Raw genomic sequence first — 26,828 nt, forward strand, 5'->3', positions numbered from 1 at the left:
TCTCCCTGCGTTCCCGCTCCATCCTACTCGTTTCACGCCGCGGCCGACGACTCCCCGTCGCCTTGGCCGCCGTCGGCGTGCAGGGCGGCGTGGATCGCCTGGGCCTTGGCATGCCCGACGCCTTTGACCGTCTCCAGCTGCTCGACGCTCGCCTCGCGCATCGCGCGCACGGAGCCGAATCGCGCCAGCAGACGCTTCTGATAGGTCTCGCCGATGCCGGGGATGTCGTCGAGCACGCTGCGCAGCGCGCCCTTGCGCCGCGTCTGACGATGGTAGGTGATGGCGAAGCGGTGCGATTCGTCGCGTACCCGCTGCAGCAGGTACATGCCCTCCGACTGCCGTTTGAGGATGACCGGGTAGTCGTCGTCGGGCACCCAGACCTCCTCGAGTCGTTTGGCGAGGCCGCAGACGGCCACATTATCGACGCCGCAGTCCGCAAGCGCCTTGGCGGCGGCCATGACCTGCGGCCTGCCGCCGTCGACGACGACGAGGTTCGGCTTGTATGCGAACCGGTGGCGGTCGGTGTTCTGCTGGACGGGGGACGCGTCCGCCGCGCCCGCGCCGGCACCGTCCACCGCGCCCGTCGCGGCCACGGCGTCGTCCGTCGTCGCGGCGGAGGCGTGCGGAAGCGCCCCCTGCGCGCGTCTCTCCGCCTCGATGCTTTCGCCGGAGTCGCCGGCGATGTTGCCATGGCGGAAGCGGCGCGTCAACGTCTCGTACAATGCGCTCAGATCGTCCACGGCGCCCGCGCCGTCGCGGCCGCGGATCGCGAAGCGGCGGTACTCCGATTTCTTCGCGACGGCGTCCTCGAAGACGACCATGGAGGCGACCTGGAACGCGCCGCCGACGGTATTGGAGATGTCGTAGCATTCGATGCGCAACGGCGCCTCGGCCAGCCCGAGGGCTTCGGCGACCTCGTTCATGGCCCGGGTGCGCGCGCCCATGTCCGAGATGCGGCTCATCTTGGACCGCGCCAGCGCCTGCGCGGCGTTGTCGTTCGCGCGTTCCATGAGCTGTTTCTTGTCGCCGCGCCCGGCGACGCGTATCGTCACCGCTCCCCCGCGCAGTCCGGTCAGCCACGACTCCAGCTCGTCACGGCGCGACGGCTCGACGGGGGTGATGACCTCACGGGGCACGGGCGCGACTGGGGCGAGCAGGTCGGCACGTCCGGTGACCTCCCTGCGCGCGTTGCGTTCACGCGTGGCGCGGGCGCGCGCCTGCGCGTCGGTCGCGCTCATGCGCTGCGTCGCGCCGATGGCGTCGCGCGTCTCCTCGACGCGGGTCGATGTCCCGGTCGCGTCCGCCGACCCGTCGTGACCGACGACGGCCGCCGCGTCATGCGCCGCATCGTCCTCGGCGTCGGAGTAGACGCGCACGATGAGATCGGCCATGAGGTCGGCGTCGTCGATGTCCTCGACGCGTTCGACGCTCCAGTTGCGTTCGCCGCGGATCGCGCCGGCGCGCACGTGGAACGCGTGGACGGAGGCTTCGAGCTCGTCGGTCGCGAAGCCGAACACGTCGGCGTCAACCTGGTCGTCGAAGACGACGGCGTTCTGCTCGACGACGGTGGAGAGCATCGCGATCTCGTCGCGCAGCCGCGCCGCCTTCTCGAATTCGAGGTCGGCGCTGGCCGCCTTCATGTCCCTCGTCAGCTGGGCGATGTACGACCTGCCGAGACGACCGGTCATCACGCCGACGAGACGCTCGCACATGCGACGGTGCTCGTCCGGCGCGATGCGGCCGACGCAGGGCGCGGAACATTTGCCGATGGAGGCGAGCAGACAGGGACGGCCCGTCAGCTCGGCCTTGTGGTAGACGCCGGGCGTGCAGGTGCGTACCGGGAAGGTGCGCAATAGCCGGTCGAGGCCATGGCGCAGATCCCATACCTTCGCGTAAGGTCCGAAGTACCGGGCGTCGCGCCGTTTGCGGCTGCGCGTGACCCACACGCGCGGCACACGCTCGCCGACGGACACCGCCAGATACGGGTACGTCTTGTCGTCGCGGAACTGCACGTTGAACCGGGGGTCGAACTCCTTGATCCACGTGTATTCGAGTGTGAGCGATTCGAGTTCGGTGCCGACGACGGTCCATTCGAGGCTCCGGGCGGTGAGCACCATCGTCTGCGTGCGCGGGTGGAGCTGGTACAGCGGCTGGAAGTAGTTGGTGAGACGGTTGCGCAGGTTCTTCGCCTTGCCGACGTAGATGACGCGCCCCTCGCCGTCGCGCCACTTGTAGACGCCGGGCGACGCGGGGATGTCGGAGGTCTTCGGGCGGAACAGGTCGCGCGAGTCGCCGAGCAGCGGCGCCCCGTTCGCGTTCACCTTCCGCGCGGGGCCGCCCGGAAGGTCCGGGGCATCCGTCCCGCCGTCCGGCATGCCCCGGTGCCGCAGCTCCTGCGCCGTGCGCCGCCACACCTGGGGCGAATGCCGTTCGATGTCGTTCGTCACAGCATGTCCTTGAGGAACCGGCCGGTCCACGAGGCCTCGCACCTCGCCACCTGTTCGGGCGTGCCCTGCGTGACGAGGGTGCCGCCGCCGTCGCCGCCCTCGGGGCCCAAGTCGATGATCCAGTCGGCGCATTTGACGACGTCGAGGTTGTGCTCGATGACGATGACCGTGTTGCCCTTGTCCACCAGCGACTGGAGCACCTTGAGCAGCTTGTTCACGTCCTCGAAGTGCAGGCCCGTGGTCGGCTCGTCGAGGATGTACACGGTTTTGCCGTCGGAACGGCGCTGGAGCTCCGTGGCGAGTTTGACGCGCTGCGATTCGCCGCCGGAAAGCGTGGGCGCAGGCTGGCCGAGGCGGATGTAGCCGAGGCCGACGTCCACGAGGGTCTTCAGGTACCGGGAGATGCCGGTGTACGCCTTGAAGAAGTCGGCCGCCTCCTCGATGGGCATGTCGAGGATGTCGGAGACGGTCTTGCCGTTGTACTTCACCTCGAGCGTCTCGCGGTTGTAGCGTTTGCCGTGGCAGGTCTCGCACTCCACGTACACGTCCGGCAGGAAGTTCATCTCGATCTTGAGAGTGCCGTCGCCGTGGCAGGCCTCGCAGCGGCCGCCCTTGACGTTGAACGAGAACCGCCCGGGGCCGTAGCCGCGCACCTGCGCCTCTGGGGTCTTGGCGAACAGGGCTCGGATCTTGTCCCACACGCCCGTGTAGGTGGCGGGGTTGGAGCGCGGGGTGCGTCCGATCGGGTTCTGGTCGACGTGGATGACCTTGCGCACCTGGTCGAGACCTTCGACGCGGCGGTGCTTGCCGGGCACGATGCGCGCGCCGTTGAGCTTGTCCGCGAGCACCGGGTAGAGGATCGAATTGACGAGCGAGGACTTGCCGGAGCCGGAGACGCCGGTGACGACGGTGAGCACGCCGAGCGGGAAGGCGACGTCGATGTTCTTCAGATTGTTCTCACGTGCGCCCACGACTTTGAGTTGGGCGGTCCGGCGGACCTTGCGCCGGTGCTCGGGCACGGCGATCTCGCGGCGGTGGGCGATGTAGTCGCCGGTGATCGACCGTTTCGCCTCCACGAGGTGCTTCGCGGGCCCGGAGTAGATGACCTCGCCGCCGTGTTCGCCGGCGCCGGGCCCGATGTCCACGAGCCAGTCGGCACTGCGGATCGTGTCCTCGTCGTGCTCGACGACGATGAGCGTGTTGCCGAGGTCGCGCAGGTGGTGAAGCGTTTCGATGAGGCGGGCGTTGTCGCGCTGGTGCAGGCCGATGGACGGCTCGTCGAGCACGTACATGACGCCGACGAGGCCGGAGCCGATCTGCGTGGCCAGACGGATGCGCTGCGCCTCGCCGCCGGACAATGTGGCGGCGGCGCGCGATAGGGTGAGATAGTCGAGACCCACATCATTGAGGAAGCCGAGGCGCGCGCGGATCTCCTTGAGCACCTCGCCGGCGATACGCGCGTCCGCGCCTTCGAGCTTCAATTCGTTGACCCACGCGAGCTCGCGCACGACGGGCATGTCGCACACGTCGAAGATGGACAGTCCGCCGACGGTGACGGCGAGCACCTCGGGCTTGAGCCTCCTGCCCTTGCACACCTGGCAGGGCACCTCGCGCATGTACGACTCGTAGTATTCCTTCATCGACTGCGAGTCGGTCTCCTCGTGGCGGCGCATGAGCGTACGCACCACGCCCTCGAAGCCGGTGGAGTATTCGCGCAGGCGCCCCCACCGGTTGCGGTAGGACACGTTGACCTTGAACTCGTGGCCGTAGAGGATGTCGTGGCGCACGTCTGAGGGAAGATCCTTCCACGGCGTCCTCATCGAGAAGCCCATCTCATTGGCGAGGCCTTCGAGGATGTGCCCATAGTACTGGGAGGTCATCTTCGTGTTGCTCCACGGTTCGATGACGCCTTCGGCGAGCGACTTGTCCGGGTCGGCTATGACGAGCTCCGGGTCGATCTCCAGCTTGAAGCCCAGACCCGTGCATGCGGGGCACGCGCCGTAGGGGGCGTTGAATGAGAAGGTGCGCGGCTCGATCTCGTCGAGTTCCAGCACGTGGCCGTTCGGGCAGCTGCGGTGCTCGGAGAACGGCCTGCGGCGGGCGGGGCTCCCCTCCTCCTCGTCGACGAAGTCGATGACGATGGAACCGTTGGCGAGCCTCAACGCGGTCTCGACCGAATCGGTGAGACGCTGGCGTATGCCGTCCTTGACGACGAGACGGTCGACGACCACCTCGATGGTGTGCTTCTTCTGTTTGGCGAGCTTGATGTCGTCGGACAGCTGCGTCATCTCGCCGTCTACGAGAGCCCGGGCGTAGCCGTCGGAGCGCAGCAGCTCGAGCATGTCCACGAACTCGCCCTTGCGCCCCTTGACGACGGGCGCGAGAATCTGGAAACGGGTGCGCTCGGGGTAGCCGAGCAATGTGTCGACGATCTGCTGCGGGGTCTGCGAGGCGACCGGCTCTCCGCACTCGGGGCAGTGCGGCGTGCCGGTGCGGGCGAACAGCAGGCGCAGGTAGTCGTAGATCTCGGTGATGGTGCCGACGGTGGAACGCGGGTTGCGGTTCGTGGTCTTCTGGTCGATGGACACGGCGGGGCTCAGGCCTTCGATGAAGTCGACGTCGGGCTTGTCCATCTGGCCGAGGAACTGTCGCGCGTAGGCGGACAGCGACTCGACGTAACGCCGTTGGCCTTCGGCGAACAGGGTGTCGAACGCGAGCGAGGACTTGCCTGACCCGGACAGACCGGTGAACACGACCATGCGGTTGCGCGGGATGGCGAGGTCCACGTTCTTGAGATTGTGCTCTCGCGCCCCCTGGATGGTGATCTTGAGGTCGTTCGGGATGTGCGAGATGTCCGCGACGAGCGCGCCGTCATGCTCGACGAGCGGCGCCTTGCGGATCTCGCGTGTGAGGAACGAGTCGCTGGACATCACCTTCTCGACGATGACCTCGCCGTTCCTGCCGTTCGATCCCCTTCGCCCCGTGGCCACCGTTCCCGCCTTCCCCGCCGCATGCGCGGCGCGCCCGCGTCCGTCGATTCCGCACCAAGGATACCCGACGACCCGACAGATATCGAACACACGTTCGATGGCGTGTCAATGCCGATGGGAGACGCGGGGCGCCGGCCGGTCGTCACCGACCTTCGAGCACCGCCTCGCGCAACGAGCTCAGGCCCGTGTCCGGATCCCTGTAGGTGACGTACGCCTTGGTGCACACCGCAAGCATCTCGCCCGTTTTGCTTTCCGGCGCGGATACGATCACCTGGAACCCGAGTCGCGGCAGCACCATGAGCGCGCGCTGCGTGTACCGGCCGTCGGCCTTGATGAGCGCCTCATCGAGGAACAGCGTGGTGTAGCACGGCTCGCTGGTCATGCCTCCGCCGAGCAGATAGATGAGCGCGGCGCCGTAGACGAACGAGGTGAGCTCCTGCAGCGCCCCGCCCGAGCGGCCTCCGGTGGAGGTGATGCGCTCGTCGGGCCCCTCGTCGTGCCGCACGACCGCATAGAAGGTGGAGCGGCAGCGCGGGTCGAGGTTGTGCGCGCCGATGCTGCGCACCCCGTTCGCGTCCTTGACCTTCCCCAGGTCGTCACGCAGCATGGCGATCATCGGCGCGCAGTCGTCGAACGTGCGCCGCGCCAGCTCGCCGTCGCCGCCGCCGTTTGCCGCGCAGGCGCGCCACGTCTTCAGCACGTCGATCACGTGGGCGAGCTTCGTACGGAATTCCGGATCGGCCCGGCGGATGTCGGCGTGGATCGACAGGCTGCCGCGGCGCGGACCGAACTCCTGGCCTTCCAGCATCGCGTTGATGCGGTCGAGCTGGTCGTGGATGTCCGCGGTGTCCGTGTCGATGGCGCGCTTGATGGTCATCATGCTCATGGCCAGCTGTTCGAGGCAACGCCTGTATTCATCGTCCGTCGTCTCGACGGCCACGAGCTTCGACAGGCCCTCGAGTTCGTCGAGATAATACCGGTGATCGTCCACGCTGGCGGCCAGCGAGCCGCCCTGCGACCCGTACACGTCGATGTACGTCGTCATCTTCGCCTCGACCGCGGCACGGGCCGCGCCGACGTCTCCCCTCAGCCCGGAGATGCGCGCGGCCATGTCCTTGGCCATGCCGGCGATGATGCGGTCGGGGAACGATTCGCCCGACATCCCGGTCGACGCGAATCCGGCTCCGATGATCATGTGGGCGCGCAGCGCGGCGTCCCCGATGCCGGCGAACCGGTTGTCATACGATTCGTCGAGCGCGGAGGCGATGTCGCCGGCGAGCGCGCCCGGGTCCTTTTCGCCGTGCGGCATCGCATCGCCATGGCGTTCCAGCCACCGGGCGGCCGCGGCCGCGGCCCGGGCCGCGGAGGACGCCGCCTGCTTGGCCTCAAGCCGACGCTCCTCGAGCGTCTCGAGCTCGCCGGCGAGCGCGTCGCGCCGTTCGGCGAGGCGTTTCATCTCCGGATCGTCTCCGGTCGCGCCGACCGCGGCCTCGAGATCGGCGACGGCGCGTCGCGCACCTTCCACGTCGACGTCCTCCCAGGTGGTGTAGGCGAGCAGGTCGGCGAGCTCATGCTCCCCGCGCAGCATATCGGACTGGCGTCGGGCCGCGTCGACGGCGTCCGTCGCATGTTCGAGGTCGCGGCCTGCCTCGCCGATCCGGCGCTCGAGGTCACCGAGATACGTCTCGTTGACGAATCCGATGATCTCGTCGCCGTCCTTGACGCCGTGCTGTCCGCGTCCGCCGGATTTGATCTGCCCGTCGGCCTGCACCTGGCGGCGCTCCCGATCGGCGTCGTCGATGGCGTCCACGCACAACGCGTCGAGGTCCCGGTCGGAGGTGCGTTCGCGCAGCCAATCGGCGAAGGGCGAGTCCTCGCGGAAACGCAGTCTGTCGGACAGCCACGTCCCGTCATGCAGTCCTTCGCGCAACACGCTCGCCGAACCCCGATCCGCACGCGTCGTGTCCACGAACCGCCAGGTGCGTCGGGGCATCGTGCGCGGGTCGATGGCACTGACCTTGGCCGCGAACCCCTGTTCGTGGCGTTTGTCGACGAGGATGGTGCGGGCGATGGATCCGTAGACGGCGTTCATCGCCAGACGCCAATGCTCGTCCTCCTCGCGCACGTCCATGAGTTCCGCCACGTAGGGCAGTTCGGACGGCTCGAGGCCGGTGGCGTGGCAGAGCATGGCACGAGCCTCGTCCATGCGTCGGGTGATGCGGGTGCGCTGCGACCGCTGCCGTTCGTAGTCGGTCTTGAGACGGCGCAACCTGTCCGCCGCCTCGGCGCGTGCGGCGACGGCCTGGTCGCGGGAGTCGTCGAGCTCCTCCAGACGACGGTCGTAGCCGCGTTTGAAGTTCACCGCGGCGAGTCGGCGCCCGTTCCACGCCTGCTCCCCGTCCGGCGTCGTCTCGCCGAGCGCCTCGAAGCGACGCGCGATGCGGTCATGGGCGGCGGTGACGTCCTCGAGGCGACGGCGCGCCTGGTCGAGGCCGGCCTCGGCGCGGGCGAGGTCGCCGCCGTCCGCGCCCTGCATGCGACGGCTGATCGCGTCGAGGCGCGAGCGCAGCGCCTCGGCGCGCCGCTGCGAGTCGGCGGCGTCGTCTGCGCGGGCGCGCGCCTCCTGCTCGTCGACCGGCAGCTGCGCGGCGACCTCGGCCTTCATGCGGGCCAGCGCCCTGTCGCGGATGGCGGCGCTCCCCTCGTCGCTCGCAGGGTCGGCTGCGGCGAACGCGCGCATGCGCCCGCACGCCGCCTCGTATGCGGCGTAGCCGTCGCTGATGGCGCGAAGGGCCTTCATCCGTCGGATCTTGCTCTCCATGGCGCGGAAGTTGCCGTCGTAGCGTTCGTAGTCCTCGACGGTGGCGCGCGCCAGACCGAGCGCCTCGGGCACGCCGAGCACGCCCTGTTTGAAGATGTCGTCCAGGCGGGAGGGGGCGTCGGCGGATTGGATCCTGTGCAGCAGACGGCACGCGGCCTCGCTCAGTCCCAAGACCGACCAGATGCGCGTATGGAACGCGTCGGCGCTTGGGAACGTCTCGCACCCCGGGTACGCGGCCTTGAGCTGGACCGCCGTGAACGGCGCCTGACGGTAGCGGTCCATCAGACGCGGGTCCATGGGCTCGTCCCAGGTCACGTAGCATCTGCGGACCTCGCCGCGGCCGTCGCCGGCCATGAGGTACAGGAACTTGCCGCAGGAGAGCACCTGCCCGGTGGTCCGGTTGTGGTACGTGTCGACGATGGCGCCCCATACCGGCTGCGGAGAGCCGTCCCCGTCGCGGCCGCGCAGGTAGAGCGGCTCGTCGCCGTCATCGGTGTTGCCGACGCCCGTCATGCCCCTCAGATAGGTGTAGTCGCTGCGTTCCGAACGGCCCGAGTTCGAGGCCTTGTTGAACGGCGTGCCCGTCGGGTATAGCAGCGAGGTCTGTGCGTCGACCAGTGTGGATTTGCCGGATTCGCTGGCGCCGGCGAGCAGGGTCACCGGCAGCGTCCCGTCGGTGGAGGGGCGGAATTCGTGGTACCCCTCGTAGGTGCCCCAGTTGACGAGCCGGCGGGATTCCAGCATCCACCGGTCCGCTATCATCTGCACGTCCGCGGCAACCGTCATCGTCCGTCCTTTCCGTCGTGCCCGTCCGTATCGTCGTCGCCTGCGGCGGCGAGCCACATGCCGGCGAGGTCCTGGTCGAGCACCACCGGCACCAGCGGCGTGATCAGGTACATGGATTCCTCGTCCATGCGCGCCAGATAGCCGTAGGTGACCATGGCGGAGACCGTCGCGCCCACCTGTCTGAGCACGCCCTCCTCGTCATTGCGCGAGGCGAGGTAGCCGGCGCCGGTGGCGAGCGCGGCGCGAATCTCCTCGAAGCCGACGATCCACTCGTCGGGCGCGGCGTGCACGTTCTCGTATTCGAGCACGCGTATGCGCAGGAAGGCGAGCAGCGCCGCCTCTTCGCGCCGCAGGCTGACGCGCGTCTTGAGCGAGCGCAGCGCGACGTCCTCGCCGAGCACCGGCGTGGCGTACATGATGCGGTAGTGTTCGTCGACCACGAGGTCGAGCAGGTCGTTGTTCAGGGAGCGTACGACCGCGTCGCGGTGTTCGAGCACGGTGTCGTAGAGGTCCGAACCCACGTAGCGTTCGCGTTTGAGGGCGATGGCGGCCATGCGCGCTTCGGCGGGCATGTCGCCGAGGTCTCCTTCGAACAGTGCGTGCGGGTTCGTGGTCGCTTCGCGTTCCTCGTTCATGATGTCCATCCCTACATCTCCTCCATGACGGTGTCCAGTTCGTGCGGGTCGACCAGCATGGGCGCGGTGGTCCAGTCCCTGGGCTCGCCGTCGATCGACATGCAGTGCCAGAGCGAGGTCCGGGCGCCGGGCGCGTCGGCATCGCGTCTCTCGTCCCGCGGCGCCGCGTCCAGTCCTTCCAGGAAGCCGATGATCTCGCTTTCGCGCCGTTCGTGTTCGGGCAGCCGGTTGAAGCTCGCGGCGATGTCGACGAGACCGTCGCGGATCACCGGGGCGCGCAGGATGAGCCCCACCATGTGCTTCAGCCGTGGGCCTCCGTTGGCGACCAGCGCCAGCAGGTCGGCCGCCGGCATGCGCGCGGGGGCGCCGTCGGACATGTCGGCGAGGAGGGGCGGCGCCGTGCGGCGCATCGTCTTCGCCGGGCGGGTGGGCAGCGGCGCGTAGAGCGCTTCGGCGGTGTCGGTCGCGTATGGACGGGCGGAGTCGCCGGGATGCGCCTTCGCGTCGGCGTTGATCCGGGCGTACAGGCGGTTGAGGCGTGTGAGCATCGTGCGGTAGCGCACGTCCGTCTGCTGGCGCATGAGGCGGCTGACGGCCTCGTCGGAGACGCGCATCTGGCGGCGCACGTCCTCGATGCCGTCGTAGATGCGGGCGAGTTCGTCGCGCACCTGGCCGAGCAATGCGCCGGAGCCGCCGGTCAGGTACGGGGTCTTCGCGATGGCGCGCAGCGCCTCGTCGATCTGCTGCCTGCCCTCGTCGGTGATGATCACCTGGAAGGCGTCTTCGAAGCGCCGGCCGGCGTCCGATTCCCGGAACGAGCGACGGTACGCCTCATGGTAGCCGGCGAGGTTCTCGTCGACGCTCATGCCGCCGGCCTGCATGCGCCGGCGCAGGGCGTCGCCGTTGTCGCGTTCGGCGAGCGCCAGTTCGCGCAGGTCGACGGGAACGCCGCGCAGCGTGTTGTGGATCACCGCGATGATGTCCTGCACCTGCGCGTCGCTGAGATGGTCGTATTCGCGGCCGTGCCGGATGCGCGCGATCTCGCGCTTGCGCTCCTTGATTTCACGGTTGAGCAGGCGCACGCGTTCGCCGGGGTCGGCGGTCAGCCGCATGCGCGCATGCTCGATCTCCATGATGATGCTGTTGGCCTGCGCCCCGGACAGGGTGCGCGCGTCGTCCTCGAGACGCCCCAACGCCTCGATGGCCCGGTGGGCGCGGGCGGTGAGACGGTACAGGAACCGGTGCGAGGATTCGTCGTGCGAGTTGGCGAGCCACGCGTAGTCCCCCTCCCCTTCGCGGGTGAGTTCGACGAGTATGCCGTGGGCGGCGTCGGCGAATGTCTCGTCGGGCTGCGGCGCGTACTGTCCACCGTCCGCGAGCGCCGCGAGCCCCTGGGCGAACCGTTCCTCGACCGTTTCGCGGGGCAGTTCACCCGTCAGCGGGTCGAACGCGGCCCTGAGCAGCGCCACGTACAGGCGTGCGTTGCGCCGCAGCAGCAGGCGCAGCACGCCGGTCTCGTAGACCGGACGCAGCCGTTCCATCTCACGCCTCGCGTCGCCCATGCTCGCCTCCCCGCCGCAGATCCGATGCGGCATGGGCGCGATGCGCCGACGTCATGCCGACTCCGATACGCCATTACCATAGGTGAAGGTGGCAACCATCGTCCGGGACCGCGACGGAGGGCAGGGTTTTCCACCGGGTTATGCACCGTCATGCACATCGCTCCGACGTGATTTGCCTTTGCGTCGCCGTCGCGCCATGGTGGTTGCACCGTGCCGGCCAAAGGAGGCCGGCCCACATCATGAAGGAAGTGTCATCATGACGCAGGCAGTCATCACGCGGTCCACGGATGGAGCGCAGGGGCCTTCGGGCGAATCGTGGACGGAACGGTTCAGAAGGGACGTCGACCGACGCTACGTCTCCGACGACCAGGTGGACAGGGCGGCGCGGCTCATCGACGAGATCGCGCGTATGGCGGTGGCGCGCGGCATGTCCCTCGAGCCGCCTTCCGACCGGTTGTTCGAACGGGCGCAGGAGGCGAAGTGGCCGTGGCCGCACATCGTCGTCAAGGACGGCGAGGGATTCCTGCGCTCCTTCCATGTGGCGGAGCTGTCGAAGCCGGGCACCGCGCCGAAGCCCCGGAGACTGTCGGGCGAACCGCAGAACGGGATTCCGATGTGGATCGCCGGCAGGTCGCGGCAGTTCGAGCCGACGGGGGCGTTGTCGCTGCGGGTCGACGGCGACATGCCGCGCACAGGGCAGCGTTCCATGCGCGATACGGTGCATTCGCGCATCGAGGAGCGGCTTGGCGTCCTGTTCGAGACGATGGCGGATGACACGCGGCTGGCGCGCGAGTACGCGGAGGCGGAGCGACGTCGCGAGGTCACCGTCGAACAGGCGCAGCGCGCGTGTCTCGTCGACCGGCTGTACACGGCATTGTGCGACGAGGTGCGCGCGCATGAGGAGCTGCGGCGACAGCGCTGCTATCTCGATGAGGTCGAGCAGCGTCTGCGCCGCACGGATCCGGACAGGCTGCTCGTCGTCGCCGACGACATCGAGATGATGCGGGAGCATATCGACAAGCGCGACCCGCTGACCGGCGGCGGCGTCGCCTGGTGCACCCAGCCGGCGCCCACCGATGTGGACGTGTACGAGTACATGCGCCGCAACAGGCAGGCGACCGCGGGCGGCCGGGACGGCGGGTGTGCGGGAGACCCATACCCGGGCGCCCCGTACCCGGACGGCATGTATTCGTCAGGCACGTATTCGGACGACGGGTTCCCGGCATACGGGAACCGGCCGCAGCCCCACATATCCCCGACGATCGACGACGACGGATTCTTCGACTGAGGCGGCGGCTCACACGCGGCCCGGCGTGGCGTGCGCCGTCATGGGGTCCGTCGGCGGGCGGCCACGCCGGCTGGCGCATCGCGTGCAGACGGGTCCGGTCCGTCCAGCATGACGATGCGGTCGCACCATCCCGCCGCCAGCTCCTCATCATGCGTGACGACCAGCACCGCACGCCCGCCATCCGCCAGACGACGCAGCAGTCCACCCACCCGTTCCATATGCAGCCGGTCCAGACCGCTGGTCGGTTCGTCGAGAACGATGAGGTCCTTGCCGCACATCAGCGCCGCGCCGATCGCCACACGCTGCTTCTGCCCGCCGGACAGGCTCATCGGATGCCGGTCGGCGAACGCCGTCAGGTCGAGCGCGTCGAGAATCGCGTCACATCGCGACCGCGCGTCGGAATCATCAGCACCGAAGCCGATCATGAGCTCCTCGCGCACCGAAGCGGAGAACAGCTGGTAGTTGACATCCTGCATGACCATGAACCCCGCCCGGGTCAACGCGTGGGGCCCGACCTCGCGCCCCTCCAGCTCGATGCTCCCCTCCAGTGGTTTCGCCAATCCCGTCAACGTACGCGCCAGCGTCGTCTTGCCGCAGCCGTTGCGCCCCATGAGCCCGACGATCAGACCGCGCCGCAACGTCAGATCGCCGACGACGCGACGGAACGATCGGCCCGCTCCACGGCCGGCGCCGCCGAACCCGAACCGCGGCCGTCTACGTCGACGATCATGGCCGACGATCAGACCGCGCGTACGCAGCAACGGCGCACCGGAACCGTCCTCGTCACCGGCCGCGGCCAACGCGCGGACACGCCGCCGGCATGGTTCCAGATCGAGCGCGCGCAACCCCATGCCGGCGATCTCGTCGGGCGCAAGCGCGAGGAAGTCGCCAACCGCATACGATCGCACGATTCGTCCTCCGTCGAACACCACGTAACGGTCGGCGATGCCATTGAGCCAGGCGAGACGATGCTCGGCGACCAGCACCGCCACGCCGGAATCCTTCATCCGGCGCACCAACACCCGCATGTCCTCGATCGCCGCCGCATCGAGATTGCCCGTCGGCTCGTCGAGCACCACCAGACGCGGGTCGAGCATGTTCGCCGCCGCCATCGCGATCCGCTGACGCTGCCCGCCGGACAGTCGCATCAGATCACGGTCAAGCAGCCCCTCCACGCCGAAACGCGCGGCCACCTGCGCCACACGCCGGTTGACCGCCTCCGTCCCCATCCCCATGTTCTCGCACGGAAACGCCAGCTCATCGGTCGAATCCGCATTGAAATACTGCGTCTTCGGATTCTGGAACACGCTGCCCACCAACGGCGTCAGACGGTCGATCGGCACCCGGGCCGCATCCAGTCCGCACGTCAGGCACGTACCGGCGAACCCGCCATGGAAGAACGAGGGGACCAGACCGTTCGCCACACGGGTGAGCGTCGTCTTGCCGCACCCGCTCGCCCCGCACAGCACCACGCACTCCCCCGGCGCGACACGCAGCGAGACGCCGTCCAACGCCGCCGGCGTCCCGTCCGCGCCGCCACGCACACCACCGTCGGCGTCGGCCAGATCGTAGCGGAACGACACGTCACGCACGTCGAGCGCCTCCACGGACCGCGAACCGTCCATCTCAGACCACCCCCGCGATATCCGCAACGAGCGGCAGCGTCGCCGCCGCCATCATCCCCCAATCGCATGCGCGCATGCGGATCGCCGTACGCGACGTGTGCGCGCCCTCACGGCCGAGACCCTTCGTCAACGCGGCCACCGAGAGGTCCTGCGCCACCGTCGTCGCGTTCATCAGCAACGGCACCAGCACATACTCCAGCGAGCGCGCCGGATGACGCAGCCACGCCGCCGCGCCCGAGGCGATGCCGCGCAACGCCATCGCCTCGCGGATGCTCCGGTAGTCCCGCGCGACCGTGGGGAAGAACCTGATGATCACCACGCACGGCACCACCACCGCCTCAGGCGCCCGCATGCGCCGCAACGCGTACACGAACGCGCTCGCCGAAGTGGTCGCGACCGCATAGGCGCCGGTCATGAAGCACGGCAGCATCATCGACACGCCCACGGCCAGAGCCGAGACGACATGCAGCTGCGGGACGCCCATCGCATCCGGATCGATCATGGAGAGCGCGGTGAGCGCCGCGACCGCCACGGCGAAACGCGACGCCATGCGTGTGCGCCCCTCCACCGCCATCGGCGTGAGGAACAGGGCGGCCATGACGAGCTGCGTGACGAGCACCACATGGAAGAACAGCATGAGGTTCGCGAACAGCAGCAGGACCAGCTTCGTACGCGGGTCGAGCGTGTGCGGACCGGTCCGGGAGGCGGACGATCCCATCAGGCGATGCCGGCCTTGGCGAAGTGCTTCCTCATGAGACGCTGGCCGAACCATCCGCCGAGCAGCGCGCAGACGAGGATCGCGGTCATCGCGAGAATGAATGTGCCGGTGTTGATGTTCGCGAACACACCTTCGATGTACGCCGCGTCCTTGCCACGCGCCTCAAGACTCGCCACATAGGCGTCCTTCATGAACCACAGCGGCAGGATCGGCCCGGTCAGGCCGTATGAGAACACGACGTAGGAGACGAGGAGCAGCGTCCTGTTTCGGTACGAGCCCGCACGCGCGATCAGGTCGGCGGCGAGGGGGAAGACGAGGCTCGCGATGAAGGAGAGCGCGAAATGGCCGGAGACGAACAGGAACAGGCCGATCACCAGTCCCATCACGGTGATGCCGCCGAAGCGGCGCAGACGCGCGTCCAGCAGCATGAACACGGGGCCGGAGATGAGCGCCGCGATGGCGGGCAGGAAGATCGAGCCGAAGCCGCCGGTGAACAGCGTGCTGACCAATGTGGCGACGCACACCATCACGAAATACAGCGCGCTGAATACGCCGATTGTGATGAGGTCGGCGGTGGCGAGGCCCGTGCCGTTGCGGCGGCCCGTGCCGGCGTGCAGCGCGTCTGTCGACGATGCTGTTGTGGGGTCGGGGGTCTGCGGGGTCACGGTCGGCTCCATTTCCATACGGTCCTATGCGGCTGCCGGTGCCATACGCGGGCCGCCGGCCATCCCAATATATCGGTGGGCGCGCCGGGTGGCAATAGCGATGCACGAACGCACGTCGGCCGGAGAGACGCCGGCGACGCCGCGTCACTCCTCGGCGACGAGCTCGAGATAGGAGTCGTTCCACAGATCCTCGTCGCCGTCCGGCATGAGCAGGACGCGCTCGGGGTTGAGCGCTTCGACGGCGCCCTCATCGTGGGTGACGAGGACGATGGCGCCCTCGTATTTGGCGATGGCCTTGAGGATCTCGTCACGGGAGGCGGGGTCGAGGTTGTTGGTGGGCTCGTCGAGCAGCAGCACGTTGGCGCGGGACGTGACGAGGGTGGCGAGCGCGAGTCGGGTCTTCTCGCCGCCGGAGAGTACGCGGGCGGGTTTCATGGCGTCGTCGCCTGAGAACAGGAACGAGCCGAGGATGGATCGGGCCTGCGTGTCGTTCAGTTCGGGGGCGACGTGCGTGAGGTTCTCGAGGACGGTGGCGTCGAGGTCGAGCGTGTCATGCTCCTGGGCGAAGTAGCCGATCTTGCAGCCGTGGCCGTAGTCGACGGACCCGGTGTCGGGCTGTTCGATGTGCGCGAGCAGGCGCAGGGTGGTGGTTTTGCCGGCGCCGTTGTAGCCGAGGATGACGACGCGGGAGCCCTTGTCTATGGCGAGGTTGACGCCGGCGAAGACGATGTTGGAGCCGTAGGCCTTGGAAATGTCCTTGGCCATGATCGGGGTCTTGCCGCAGGGCGCGGGTTCGGGGAACCGGATGTCCGCGACCTTCTCCTTCTTCTGCGCTTCGGAGGTGTTCTCGAGCAGCTTTTCGGCGCGGCGCATCATGTTCTGCGCGGCGACGGCCTTGGTGGCCTTGGCGTGCAGGCGGATGCCCTGCTTCATGAGGCGTTCGGCTTTCTTCTCGGCGACCTCGCGCTCGCGGCGGCGACGCTCCTCGTCGACGACGCGCTGGTGGAGATAGGCCTTCCAGCCGAGCGAATACATGTCGATGGCGCCGAGCTGGGCGTCGAGGTGCCACACCTTGTTGACGACCTCGTCGAGCAGTTCGGTGGAGTGGGAGATGACGAGGAACCCGCCTTCGTATTTCTTGAGGTAGCCGCGCAACCATTCGATGGAGTCGGCGTCGAGATGGTTGGTGGGCTCGTCGAGGATGAGCGTGTCGGCGTCGGAATAAAGGATGCGCGCCAGTTCGATGCGTCGACGCTGGCCGCCGGAGAGCGTGCCGAGCGGCCGCTCCATGACCTCCTGCGGCAGCCCCAGCGAGGAGGCCATGGCGATGGCTTCGGATTGGGCCGCATAGCCGCCGGCCTTGTCGAAGTCCTGCATGGCCTTGTCGTAGCGGTTCATGGCGCGGGTCATCACATCCGGATCGGGGTCGGTCATCTCCTTTTCGGCCTTGCGGATGCGGCTGATGATCGAGGCGATGTCGCGCGCGCTCATCATGCGGTCGAGCGCGGTCTGCTCGGGGTCGGCGGCGTGCGTGTCCTGCGGCAGGTAGCCGAGTTTGCCGGAGACGCGCACCTTGCCGGAGGTGGGCAGCATGTCGCCGGTGATGACGCGCGTGAGTGTGGTCTTGCCGGCGCCGTTGCGGCCGACGAGGCCGATTTTGTCGCCTTTGGCCACGTGGAAGTCGCACGGGTGCAGCAAGGTCCTTGCGCCGATCTGAATCTCCAGACCCTGTGCATCGATCGCCATGTCGCCTCACCCGTCGCTTTCCGTGTCATGTTGCCGTGGATTTTGCCAACGAACACTATAACGGACGGGATGCCCGCTGCCGCAGCCGGACGACGGGCGCCGACGGAGGCGGCATCCGCGCCCGTGCCGGCAGTCCGACCGGTCGCGTCACTCGGCGGCGGCTGCGGCCTCCTTCACGCACCTGAGCGCGTTGAGCGTGCGCGGGTATCCGATGTAGGGCATGCACTGCGAGACGACGGCGATGAGGAACGCCTTGTCGTTGCCGACGGCGATGTTGGCTTTCGCGTGGGCGGTCAGCTGCGGCTCGCATCCTCCCTGCGCGGCCAGATAGCACAGGGTGATCATTTCGCGGTGGCGGGTATCGAGCCCGGTGCGCGTGTAGTAGTCGCCGAAGCAGTTGTCGGCGAGCCATTTGTTGATATGCCGCGTGTCTTCGGGGCCGGAATGAGCGAACCCGCGCATCCCCTCGCCGAAGATCTCGATCTGCTTGGCCTCACCGGCGGCGGCGCGCGTGTCGGCGGTGACGGTCGCCCGGCCTTCGAGCGGCAGGTCGACGCCTTGGTCGGAGAGCACGTCGTTGGTGATGTTGAGGAAGGGCAGCACGCGCCCGAAGCCGCAGTAGGCGACCGCCTGATAGACGATCTCCTTGGCCTGGGCGGGGGTCACGCCGCTTTTCAATGCGACGGGCAGCAGCATCCCGTAGGCGTCCGTGGCCTGGCTGCCGATGAGCGTGGCGAGGATCGCCATGGAACGCGTGGCGTCGTCGAGGTCCGGATGGTTCGCGCCCGGCTCGTGCACGACCTCGTCGTAGGCGAAGGCCGAGAACAGGTCGATGAATTCGGGGTCGCACTGGGCGAGCGTGGGTTTGCCGTCGGCGAACAATCCGCCGTTCCTTCTGCCGAACATGGTTCGTTCCTTCCCGCCCGGCCGCGACGGCCGGGCCCGTCTCATGCGCGCGGGTTCCGTCTGCATGTCGCCGGCGCCGTATCGCCATACAGGATAGGGGCCGGCGGTCTTCGCGGTCAAATGCCCGCAACCGCATGATGGGGCATACGGGGCGGGCATGGCGGCGCGACTACACTGGTGGGTAGCCCGCGACCCGCCGTCGGCGCGCCTTGTTCCGTCGGCACGTACGGGCAGGACGGACGGAACCTAGGAGGTCGCCATGAATACACCGAACGATGAGGAACGCCGCGAGGTCCTGCTGCACAGCGCCTTCACGGCTTCGGATGTGCGCGCGATGGAGCGTCCGCTGCTCGACGACGGGGTGCCGCTGATGCGCATGGCGGCCAACGCGACGGCGCATACGGCCGCGAGGATGCTCGACGACGAGGGCGTCGATATCGAGGACGCGGTCGTGACGCTGCTCGCCGGCGCCGGCGACAACGGCGGCGATGGACTGTTCGCCGCGGCGATGCTCGCCGAGGAGGGCGCCCAGGTGAACGCCGTGGCGGTGGGCCGTTCCCTGCATGACGAGGGGTTCGCCGCGTTCGTGCGCGCAGGCGGCAAGGTGCTGGTGCTCGACCCCGACGCCGAGATTCCCGGTTGCACGTCCGGATTCTCGCCGGGCGAGGCCGGTGAGCGTCTGCAGGCGGCGGTGCGTGTGGCGGATCGTTCGCACCTGGTCATCGACGCGATGACCGGCATCGGGTTGAACGGGCCGTTGCGCGGGGTGCCCGCCGCGATCGCCTCGGCGCTCGGTCTGCCCGAGGCGGATGCGCGCGGAGGCGCCGGTCCGCTCCCCGACCGTCCGGCGTTGCCGGGTCGCGAATCGGACGGGGAGCTGCCGCTGGTGCTCGCCGTGGATACGCCGTCCGGCGTGGGCGTGGACGATGGTTCGCTGGCGGGCGCCTACATTCCGGCGGATGAGACCGTCATGTTCGGCGCGATGAAGCCGTGTGCGATGCTGCCTCCGGCGACGTTCGCCTGCGGCCGCATCACGCTGGTGGACTTCGGCTTCGATCTGGACGGCGCGACGCCGCTCGTCGAGGCGACTGATCGGGATTCGGCCTCCGAGGCGGTACGGCTTCCCCGTGTCGGCGACGCGAAATACTCGCGCGGTGTGGTGGGGCTGGTCACCGGCTCGTCGCGCTACCCCGGCGCCGCGGTACTGACCGCGAGGGCGGCGGCACGCACGAACGTGGGCATGGTGCGCTACCTCGGCCCGGAACGCCCGCAGGGCATGGTGCTCGCGGCATTGCCCGAGGCGGTGCTCGGCAAGGGGCACGTACAGTCGTGGGTGGTCGGTTCCGGTGTGCCGGCGGGCGACGGCGACGACGCCGGCAACGACGTGCAGCGCGCCACGATCGCCGCATTGCTCGACCATTACGCCGCGGACGCGCAGGACGCGCCGTCGATGCCGCCCGTCGTCGTGGACGCGGGTGCGCTCGACCTGCTGCCGGAACGCGTCGTGCCGCAGGTGGTGGTCACGCCCCATGCGGGCGAATTGGCGCGCATGTTGGGCGTCGATGCGGCGCAGGTCGAGGCCGAACCGCTGCGGTGCGCGCGCGAGGCGCATGATCGCACCGGCGCGACCGTGCTGCTCAAGGGGGCGGCGACGATCGTGGTGGGCGAAGGCGCGCGCGTGCTGGTCGCGGGTGCCGCGCCGGCGTGGCTGGGCACGGCCGGGGCCGGAGACGTGCTCGCCGGCATGACCGGTGCGCTGCTCGCCCAGATGGATACGGACGACGTGGATGACGACGGGGACGACAACGGTCGGAGGGGCGACGAGTCCTCGCCGGCACCGTACGACCCGTTGGCCGTCGCGCGCACGGCTGCGGCCGCCGCGTATCTGCACGGTTCCGCGGCGGCGATCGCCTCGGAATCGGAGCAGTGCGGATGGGAACCGCCGGAGCTGTTCGGCATGAACGCGCGCCGTCAGCGCTTCGACACGTTGGGTCACCCGATCGTCGCCTCCGACGTGATCGACGCGATACCCGACGCGCTGGCGGACGCCATCGTCTGACGACGTGGCCCCGCCATGGGAGCATTCCCGGCGGGGCCCGTCCATATGGTGTATGGGGAAGGCTGCGGTCAGTCGGCGGCGCCGGTGACGTCGAGACGGTACCCCATGCCAGTCTCGGTCTTCAGATAGCGCGGATGCGCCGGGTCGGGCTCGATCTTGCGGCGCAGCTGGGAGACGTACAGACGCAGGTAGCCGGTGTCCTTGACATGACTGGCGCCCCAGATCGTGGTGAGCATGTCCTGCCGGGTGACGAGCTTGCCCGCGTTGCGCACGAGCACTTCCAGCACCTTCCATTCGGTGGGCGTGAGCTTGACGCGCACCTGCCGACCCTGACGCCCGCGGAACACCGCGCGCGCGTTGAGGTCCACGGTCACGTCGCCGAACGCGACCGTCGGCGATTCGCTTTCCGCGGCGTTCTCCAACGTCACGCGCCGCAGCAGGGCGCGGATGCGGGCGAGCAGTTCGTCGATCGAGACCGGCTTGGTCACATAGTCGTCGGCGCCGGCGTCCAGCGCGGCCACCTTCTCGCGTGCGTCGGTACGGCCGGAGACGACGAGGATGGGGGCTTCGGTCCATCCGCGCACGCCATGGATCACGCCCATGCCGTCCATACGTGGCATGCCGAGGTCGAGCACGAACAGGTCGGGGTGCTCGCGGACCGCCACGGTGATGCATTCGACGCCGTCACGGGCCGTCACGATGTCATAGCCCTGTGAATGCAGGGTGATCTTCAACGCCTTGAGGAACTGCGGATCGTCGTCCGCCACCAGAATCTTCATCATGCATTCGCCTCCTTCGTATCCGTATGGTTCTCGGCCGCCGCATCGGCCGGCCGGGGGCCGCCGTCCGCCTTCGTGTCCGCCGTCACGCCGTCATGGTCCGCGGCGCCGTCCGAACCGCCGCGCATCACACCGTAGGTGATGAACCTGTCGAGTCCGCGCTCGTCGGAACGTCCGCGGCCCGGCAGCGGCAGGATGACGTCCGAAACGGCGTCCGATACCTTCAACGTGTCCTGTTCGAGGATATCCGCCGGGTTCGGCAGCTCGTCCTTCGGTATCGGCTGCCCAGCCTCCAGCGAAGCACTGGCGGCGCGCAGGGTGATGACGATGGTGAGTCCGCCGCCCGGCGTGTCCTCGGGCGATATCGAGCCGCCCATCGATTCGACGAACCCCTTCGACAACGCCATGCCCAGACCGAGCCCCGTGGTGTTGTCGGTGTCTCCGAGCCGGTGGAACGGCAGGAAGATGTCGTCCTTGCGATCGTCCGGCACGCCGGGTCCCTGATCGGCGACGCGGATCTCCACCACACCGTTGAACGCCGAGGCGGCGATGCGCACGCGCCGGTTCTTCGGCGTGAAGCGAAGGGCGTTGACCACCACGTTCGACAACGCGCGGCGCAATAGCGGCGGATCGGCGACGACCAGCGGGAGATCCGGGGCGATGTCGAGGTCGACGCTCCACGGACCGATGCCGAGTTCGTCGAACAGGGGGATGATGGCCTCGCCCACGTCGGTGGCGACGAGCGACAACGGCAGGGCCCCCTCGCGGATGCGCGACACGTCCAGCAGGTCGGTGACGAGCTTCGTGAGCTGCTTGAGTCCGTTGGACGCGACCGACAGCAGATCCTCACGGTCGCGTTCGCTCATCGTGGAACCCATGCGCTCGAGTCCCGAGACCGCCGCGGTCGCGGAGGCGAGCGGACGACGCAGATCGTGGCTCACTGCGTTGAGCAGGCCGGTGCGGACGCGCTCGGCCTGTGCGAGCGGACCGATTTCGCTGGCCTTGCGTTCCAGATCGTTGTGTTCGAGCACGGTCTCGATCTGGGAGAGGATCGCCATGAGCATACGCTGGTCGGAGGCTTCGATGGATCTGCCGTAGAGCTTGAGCGCGGGACCGTGCTCGTCATGGGCGATGGTCTCGGGCTCTTCGACGGACGCGCCGGCCGTCTGGTTGCCGTCGGGGTCCTTCGCGGGCGAGGGCTCCCCGTCGGAGATGACGATGCGGCCGTCCTGCACGACACGCACGCAGTCGAATCCGAACGCCTCGCGCGTGCGGTGCACGATCGCCTCCAACGGATCGTCGCTGCGCAGCACCGAACCGGCCACGGAGGCGAGGATCTCCGATTCCGCGCTGGCGCGCTGCGCCTGCCGCGTGTGGGAGTCGGCCCTGTCGACGACGGCGGAGACGATGAGCCCCACGACGATGTACAGGATGATGGTGGCCACATCCGACGCGTGCATCACATGGAACGTGCCCACCGGCTGCGTATACAGGAAATCGAGCACAAGGCCGCTGAGCAGGGCGGACAAGGTGGCGGGGACGAATCCGCCGATGACCGCCGCGATGACGACCAGCAATTGGAGAATGAGCGCGTCGCGCTGGACGAACGCCATGGAGCTGTACATCGACAGCACCCACGCGGCGACCGGGACGGAGACCGCGGCGAACAGCAGTCCACCGACCGTACGTCCCAGCGCCATGGGCGCGTGACGTCTCGACGGCATGCGGATGCCGGCCAGGCCCTTGTTGGCGAAGGTGTGCGTGACGATATGCACGTCGATGTCGCCGGATTTCTCGATGATGCCGTTGGGCGTCGACGGTCTGCCGAGCCAACGCGACAGCAGGCCTCGTCTGGAGACGCCGACAATCACCTGGGTGGCGTTGTTGGCGCGCGCGAAATCGAGCAGGGCGTCGGCGATGTCCTCGCCGACGATCTGATGGAACGTTCCTCCGAGCTTCTCCACCAGATCGCGCTGTTTGATGAGCAGCGCGGGGTTGGATCCGGCGAGGCCGTCCTCGGGTGTGACGTGCACGGCGATCAGGTCGCCGCCTCCGGACGCCCTGGCGACGCGTGCGCCGCGCCGCAGCAGCTGCTCGCCTTCGGGGCCGCCCGACAATGCGACGATGACGCGTTCGCGCGTCTCCCACTTGGCTTTGATGTGATGCTCGTCGCGGTATTGCTTGAGCGTCTCGTCGACGCGGCCGGCGAGCCACAGCAGTGCGAGCTCGCGCAGCGCCGTAAGGTTGCCGACGCGAAAATAGTTGCTCAGCGCAGCGTCGACGCGGTCGGGCTTATACACGAGGCCTGCGGAGAGTCTTTCGCGCAGTCCTTCCGGCGGAAGGTCGACGAGCTCGACGCGCGTGGCGGACCGGAGGACCTTGTCCGGCACGGTCTCCTTCTGCGTGCTGCCCGTGATGTCGCGGACCACATCGTTGAGCGATTCGATGTGCTGCACGTTGATGGTGGTGATGACGTCGATGCCCGCATCGAGCAGGTCCATGACGTCCTGCCAGCGTTTCTCGTGCACCGATCCGGGCACGTTCGTGTGGGCCAGCTCGTCGACGAGCGCGACCTGCGGATGCCGTTCGATGACCTTGAACAGGTCCATCTCCTCGAGCCACATGCCACGGTAGCGGATGCGCCTGCGCGGCACGCTCTCGAGCCCTTCGGCCGCGTGCTGCGTGGCCTTGCGGCCGTGTGTCTCCAACAGGGCGATGACGACGTCCTGCCCCTCCTCGGCGAGACGATGCCCCTCCTTGAGCATCGCGCATGTCTTGCCTACGCCAGGAGCGGCGCCGAGCAACACCCTGAACGATCCACGAGCCTCAGCCATATGCTTCCATTCCCCCGATCCCGTGCCTGTATCGCGTACTTCCCGATACCGACTGTATACGATGAACGCACCGAAGGGGTGACGGCGCAGCACTTCGCACCGTCACCCCTTATCGGTCATGCGGCCGGACGTCAGTCGAGCTCGTCCAGCGCCAGATTCAGTGTGACCACGTTGACCGTGTCCTCGCCGACGAAGCCGAGACCACGACCGGTGGTGTTCTCACGCACCAGCTCCTCGACTTTCTCCTGGCTCAGGCCACGCTCCTTGGCGACGCGCTTGACCTGGATGGCAGCGTACGCGGGGCTGATGGCCGGATCGAGGCCGGAAGAGGATGCGGAGACCGCATCGGCGGGCACGTCCTTGACGCTCACGCCCTCGCGCTTGGCGATGGCCTTGCGAAGCTCGGTCGTGCTCTTGATGAGGTCCTCGTCGGCGTGGCCCTTGTTGGTGCCGGACGACGCGGCGGCGTAGTAGCCCTGGTTGTCCTCGTCCTTGTTCGGATCGGACGCGGCGGACGGACGCGACTGGAAGTACTGCGGCAGCGCGTCGCCGTTCTCGTCGGTGAAGGACTGGCCGATCAGCGAGGATCCGACGACCTCGCCCTGCGAGTTGGTGACCATCGAGCCGTTGGCCTTGTCGGGCATGCCGAGCTGGCCGATGCCGGTCATCACGAACGTGTACACGATCACGATGACGGTGAAGACCAGAACGGCCTTGAACCCGGCCCAGTAGCTGCGCAGATTCAATGACATTGAGGATTTCATTGTTGCTCCTTATATGCCTTGCATCCGGTCAGAAGCCCGGGATGAGGCGGACGAACAGGTCGATGATCCAGATGCCGACGAACGGGGCGGCGATACCGCCGAGACCGTAGATCGACAGGTTGCGGCCGAGGATCTTCTCGGAGGCCTCCGCACGGTACTTGACGCCCTTGAGCGCAAGCGGAATCAGCAGCACGATGATGATCGCGTTGAAGATGATCGCGGAGAGCACGGCGGACAGCGAGCTGTGCAGGCCCATGATGTTGAGCACGCCGAGACCCGGGAACTTCTCCATGAACATGGCCGGGATGATGGCGAAGTACTTCGCCACGTCGTTGGCGATGGAGAAGGTGGTCAGCGCGCCGCGCGTGATGAGCAGCTGCTTGCCGATCTGGACGATGTCGATGAGCTTGGTCGGGTCGGAGTCGAGGTCGACCATGTTGCCGGCCTCCTTCGCGGCGGAGGTGCCGGAGTTCATGGCGACGCCGACATCGGACTGCGCGAGCGCCGGGGCGTCGTTGGTGCCGTCGCCGGTCATCGCGACGAGCTGGCCGTTGGCCTGCTCCTTCTTGATGTAGGCGAGCTTGTCCTCGGGCTTGGCCTCGGCGATGAAGTCGTCGACGCCCGCCTCCTTGGCGATGGCCTTGGCGGTCAGCGGGTTGTCGCCGGTGACCATGACGGTGCGGATGCCCATCTTGCGCAGGTCGGCGAAACGCTCCTTCAGGCCCTTCTTGACGACGTCCTTGAGCTGGACGACGCCAAGCACCTTGACCTCGCCGTTGGCGTACTGCTCGGCGACGACGAGCGGGGTGCCGCCCTGGCCGGAGATGAAGTTGACCTTCTCGTGCAGGGCATCGCGGACCTCGACGGTCATCGTGCCGCCTTCCTTGTCGATCCACGCCTCGACGGCGGAGGTGGCACCCTTGCGGATGCGGTCGCCGTTCGGCAGGTCGAGGCCGGACATGCGGGTCTCGGCCGTGAAGGCCACGTCCACGGCGCCCGGGACCTCGTCCAGATCGAAGCCTTCGGTCTTGGCGAGGGCGACGATGGACTGGCCTTCCGGGGTGGAGTCGGCCAGCGAGCTCAGGGCCGCGGCCTTGACCATCTCGGCATGGTCCACGCCGGGAAGGGCATGGAACTCGGAGGCCTGACGGTTACCGTAGGTGATGGTGCCCGTCTTGTCGAGCAGCAGGGTGGTCACGTCGCCGGCGGCCTCGATGGCGCGTCCGGAGGTGGCGAGCACGTTGCGCTGGACCAGACGGTCCATGCCGGCGATGCCGATGGCGCTCAGCAGGGCGCCGATGGTGGTCGGGATGAGGCAGACGAGCAGGGCGATGAGCACGGTCAGGCTCACGGAGGCGTCGACCGAGGAGGCCTGCGGGTTGATGCACAGCACGACGACCAGGAAGATGATGGTCAGAGAGCTCAGCAGCACGTCGAGCGCGATCTCATTCGGGGTCTTCTGGCGGTTGGCGCCTTCGACCAGTGCGATCATCTTGTCGACGAAGCTCTCGCCGGGCTTCTGGGTGATGCGCACGACGATGCGGTCGGAGAGCACACGGGTGCCGCCGGTCACGGACGAGCGGTCGCCGCCGGACTCGCGGATGACGGGGGCGGACTCGCCGGTGATGGCGGATTCGTCGACCGAGGCGATGCCGGAGATGATGTCGCCGTCGCCGGGGATGAGCTCGCCGGCGGCCACGACGACCACGTCGCCGAGCTTGAGGTCGGAGCTGGGGATCTCCTCGATGTATGCGGAGCCCTCACCCTTCTCCGGACCGCGCGCGTCGGGGTCGTTCTTCTCGTCGTATCCCTTGACGATATGCGCGGGGGTGGTGGTGCGGGTCTTGCGCAGCGCGTCGGCCTGCGCCTTGCCGCGCCCTTCGGCGACGGCTTCGGCGAGGTTCGCGAACAGCACGGTGAGCCACAGCACGACGGCGACGATCCACGTGAAGTAGACCGGCTCGCCGTTGGCGAGGGAGCCGTCGAAGATCTGGAAGATGCCAAGCAGGGTCAGGAACGCGGCGCCCACCCACACGATGAACATGACGGGGTTGTGCACCATGTTGCGCGGGTCGAACTTGCGGCACGCGTCCGGCAGGCTCTTGCCCAGCATGGCTCCGAGGGACTTGTTGTTCGATTGGTTGACGTCGCTCACGATGGAGTTCGCGTTGTTCGCGACGTCGTTGACAGTTGCGGAAGTCAT

At 68.1% G+C, this 26,828-nt stretch carries 16 protein-coding genes; 2 read left to right on the plus strand and 14 right to left on the minus strand.

The features are described 5' to 3' along the window. Positions 1-32 precede the first annotated feature (32 nt). The 5 genes from uvrC to BFAL_RS07535 all read right to left on the minus strand — a co-directional run bounded on the left by uvrC (position 33) and on the right by BFAL_RS07535 (position 11,241). Positions 33-2,447, minus strand: a complete 2,415-nt coding sequence (gene uvrC, locus BFAL_RS07515; RefSeq protein ID WP_055427790.1) for an excinuclease ABC subunit UvrC — start codon at positions 2,445-2,447, stop codon at positions 33-35. Continuing rightward, on the minus strand, positions 2,444-5,377 hold the full coding sequence (gene uvrA, locus BFAL_RS07520; protein WP_055427835.1) for an excinuclease ABC subunit UvrA: 2,934 nt from the start codon (positions 5,375-5,377) through the stop codon (positions 2,444-2,446). The genes uvrC and uvrA overlap by 4 nt, the downstream gene beginning before the upstream one ends. A gap of 202 nt (positions 5,378-5,579) precedes the next feature. Beyond that, entirely contained in the window at positions 5,580-9,044 is a 3,465-nt protein-coding gene (locus BFAL_RS07525) for an ATP-binding protein (RefSeq protein ID WP_055427791.1), read from the minus strand. After that, a complete protein-coding gene (locus tag BFAL_RS07530) occupies positions 9,041-9,679 on the minus strand; it encodes a DUF4194 domain-containing protein (RefSeq protein ID WP_236691708.1) in 639 nt (212 codons plus the stop codon). The genes BFAL_RS07525 and BFAL_RS07530 overlap by 4 nt, the downstream gene beginning before the upstream one ends. Positions 9,680-9,690: 11 nt before the next feature. Further along, positions 9,691-11,241, minus strand: coding sequence for a DUF3375 family protein (locus BFAL_RS07535; RefSeq protein ID WP_055427793.1), 1,551 nt, complete (start codon positions 11,239-11,241; stop codon positions 9,691-9,693). Positions 11,242-11,497: 256 nt separating this feature from the next. Here BFAL_RS07535 and BFAL_RS07540 point away from each other — a divergent pair, with 256 nt between their 5' ends. Next, a complete protein-coding gene (locus BFAL_RS07540) occupies positions 11,498-12,529 on the plus strand; it encodes a hypothetical protein (RefSeq protein WP_055427794.1) in 1,032 nt (343 codons plus the stop codon). Positions 12,530-12,567: 38 nt separating this feature from the next. On the opposite strand, the gene BFAL_RS07545 is transcribed toward BFAL_RS07540, so the two are convergent. From BFAL_RS07545 to BFAL_RS07565, 5 genes are all read right to left on the minus strand, one after another. After that, positions 12,568-14,154, minus strand: coding sequence for an ABC transporter ATP-binding protein (locus BFAL_RS07545; protein WP_082440460.1), 1,587 nt, complete (start codon positions 14,152-14,154; stop codon positions 12,568-12,570). 1 nt (position 14,155) lies between these two features. After that, positions 14,156-14,872: an energy-coupling factor transporter transmembrane component T gene (locus tag BFAL_RS07550; RefSeq protein WP_055427795.1), complete on the minus strand. Its 717-nt coding sequence runs from the start codon at positions 14,870-14,872 to the stop codon at positions 14,156-14,158. After that, positions 14,872-15,489, minus strand: a complete 618-nt coding sequence (locus BFAL_RS07555; RefSeq protein WP_055427836.1) for an MptD family putative ECF transporter S component — start codon at positions 15,487-15,489, stop codon at positions 14,872-14,874. Before BFAL_RS07555 ends, BFAL_RS07550 begins: the two co-directional genes overlap by 1 nt. A gap of 192 nt (positions 15,490-15,681) precedes the next feature. Continuing rightward, positions 15,682-17,283: an ABC-F family ATP-binding cassette domain-containing protein gene (locus BFAL_RS07560; RefSeq protein WP_055427796.1), complete on the minus strand. Its 1,602-nt coding sequence runs from the start codon at positions 17,281-17,283 to the stop codon at positions 15,682-15,684. 147 nt (positions 17,284-17,430) lie between these two features. Continuing rightward, complete coding sequence (locus tag BFAL_RS07565; protein WP_055427797.1) at positions 17,431-18,189, minus strand: carboxymuconolactone decarboxylase family protein; 759 nt, start codon at positions 18,187-18,189, stop codon at positions 17,431-17,433. Positions 18,190-18,448: 259 nt separating this feature from the next. Here BFAL_RS07565 and BFAL_RS07570 point away from each other — a divergent pair, with 259 nt between their 5' ends. Further along, positions 18,449-20,248 carry a bifunctional ADP-dependent NAD(P)H-hydrate dehydratase/NAD(P)H-hydrate epimerase gene (locus tag BFAL_RS07570; protein WP_055427798.1) on the plus strand — a complete coding sequence of 600 codons (1,800 nt, stop codon included), beginning with the start codon at positions 18,449-18,451 and terminating at the stop codon, positions 20,246-20,248. A gap of 68 nt (positions 20,249-20,316) precedes the next feature. Here BFAL_RS07570 and BFAL_RS07575 read toward each other — a convergent pair whose 3' ends face one another. The 4 genes from BFAL_RS07575 to kdpB all read right to left on the minus strand — a co-directional run bounded on the left by BFAL_RS07575 (position 20,317) and on the right by kdpB (position 26,828). Continuing rightward, positions 20,317-21,030, minus strand: coding sequence for a response regulator (locus tag BFAL_RS07575; RefSeq protein WP_165784923.1), 714 nt, complete (start codon positions 21,028-21,030; stop codon positions 20,317-20,319). Continuing rightward, positions 21,027-23,861 carry an ATP-binding protein gene (locus tag BFAL_RS07580; protein WP_082440462.1) on the minus strand — a complete coding sequence of 945 codons (2,835 nt, stop codon included), beginning with the start codon at positions 23,859-23,861 and terminating at the stop codon, positions 21,027-21,029. Before BFAL_RS07580 ends, BFAL_RS07575 begins: the two co-directional genes overlap by 4 nt. Before the next feature lie 131 nt (positions 23,862-23,992). Then, positions 23,993-24,613 (minus strand): K(+)-transporting ATPase subunit C, encoded by a 621-nt coding sequence (gene kdpC, locus BFAL_RS07585; RefSeq protein ID WP_236691710.1) that lies wholly within the window; start codon positions 24,611-24,613, stop codon positions 23,993-23,995. Positions 24,614-24,653: 40 nt separating this feature from the next. Further along, a complete protein-coding gene (gene kdpB, locus BFAL_RS07590) occupies positions 24,654-26,828 on the minus strand; it encodes a potassium-transporting ATPase subunit KdpB (protein WP_055427800.1) in 2,175 nt (724 codons plus the stop codon).

This window comes from Bifidobacterium aesculapii (assembly GCF_001417815.1).
Taxonomy (GTDB): domain Bacteria; phylum Actinomycetota; class Actinomycetes; order Actinomycetales; family Bifidobacteriaceae; genus Bifidobacterium; species Bifidobacterium aesculapii.

Excerpts from the sequence above, each read along its gene's own strand:
- uvrA (WP_055427835.1), bottom strand. The coding sequence starts at position 5,377 with ATGTCCAGCGACTCGTTCCTCACACGCGAGATCCGCAAGGCGCCGCTC.
- BFAL_RS07525 (WP_055427791.1), bottom strand. The coding sequence starts at position 9,044 with ATGACGGTTGCCGCGGACGTGCAGATGATAGCGGACCGGTGGATGCTG.
- BFAL_RS07530 (WP_236691708.1), bottom strand. The coding sequence starts at position 9,679 with ATGAACGAGGAACGCGAAGCGACCACGAACCCGCACGCACTGTTCGAA.
- BFAL_RS07535 (WP_055427793.1), bottom strand. The coding sequence starts at position 11,241 with ATGGGCGACGCGAGGCGTGAGATGGAACGGCTGCGTCCGGTCTACGAG.
- BFAL_RS07540 (WP_055427794.1), top strand. The coding sequence starts at position 11,498 with ATGACGCAGGCAGTCATCACGCGGTCCACGGATGGAGCGCAGGGGCCT.
- BFAL_RS07545 (WP_082440460.1), bottom strand. The coding sequence starts at position 14,154 with ATGGACGGTTCGCGGTCCGTGGAGGCGCTCGACGTGCGTGACGTGTCG.
- BFAL_RS07550 (WP_055427795.1), bottom strand. The coding sequence starts at position 14,872 with ATGGGATCGTCCGCCTCCCGGACCGGTCCGCACACGCTCGACCCGCGT.
- BFAL_RS07560 (WP_055427796.1), bottom strand. The coding sequence starts at position 17,283 with ATGGCGATCGATGCACAGGGTCTGGAGATTCAGATCGGCGCAAGGACC.
- BFAL_RS07565 (WP_055427797.1), bottom strand. The coding sequence starts at position 18,189 with ATGTTCGGCAGAAGGAACGGCGGATTGTTCGCCGACGGCAAACCCACG.
- BFAL_RS07570 (WP_055427798.1), top strand. The coding sequence starts at position 18,449 with ATGAATACACCGAACGATGAGGAACGCCGCGAGGTCCTGCTGCACAGC.
- BFAL_RS07575 (WP_165784923.1), bottom strand. The coding sequence starts at position 21,030 with ATGATGAAGATTCTGGTGGCGGACGACGATCCGCAGTTCCTCAAGGCG.
- BFAL_RS07580 (WP_082440462.1), bottom strand. The coding sequence starts at position 23,861 with ATGGCTGAGGCTCGTGGATCGTTCAGGGTGTTGCTCGGCGCCGCTCCT.
- kdpC (WP_236691710.1), bottom strand. The coding sequence starts at position 24,613 with ATGTCATTGAATCTGCGCAGCTACTGGGCCGGGTTCAAGGCCGTTCTG.
- kdpB (WP_055427800.1), bottom strand. The coding sequence starts at position 26,828 with ATGACTTCCGCAACTGTCAACGACGTCGCGAACAACGCGAACTCCATC.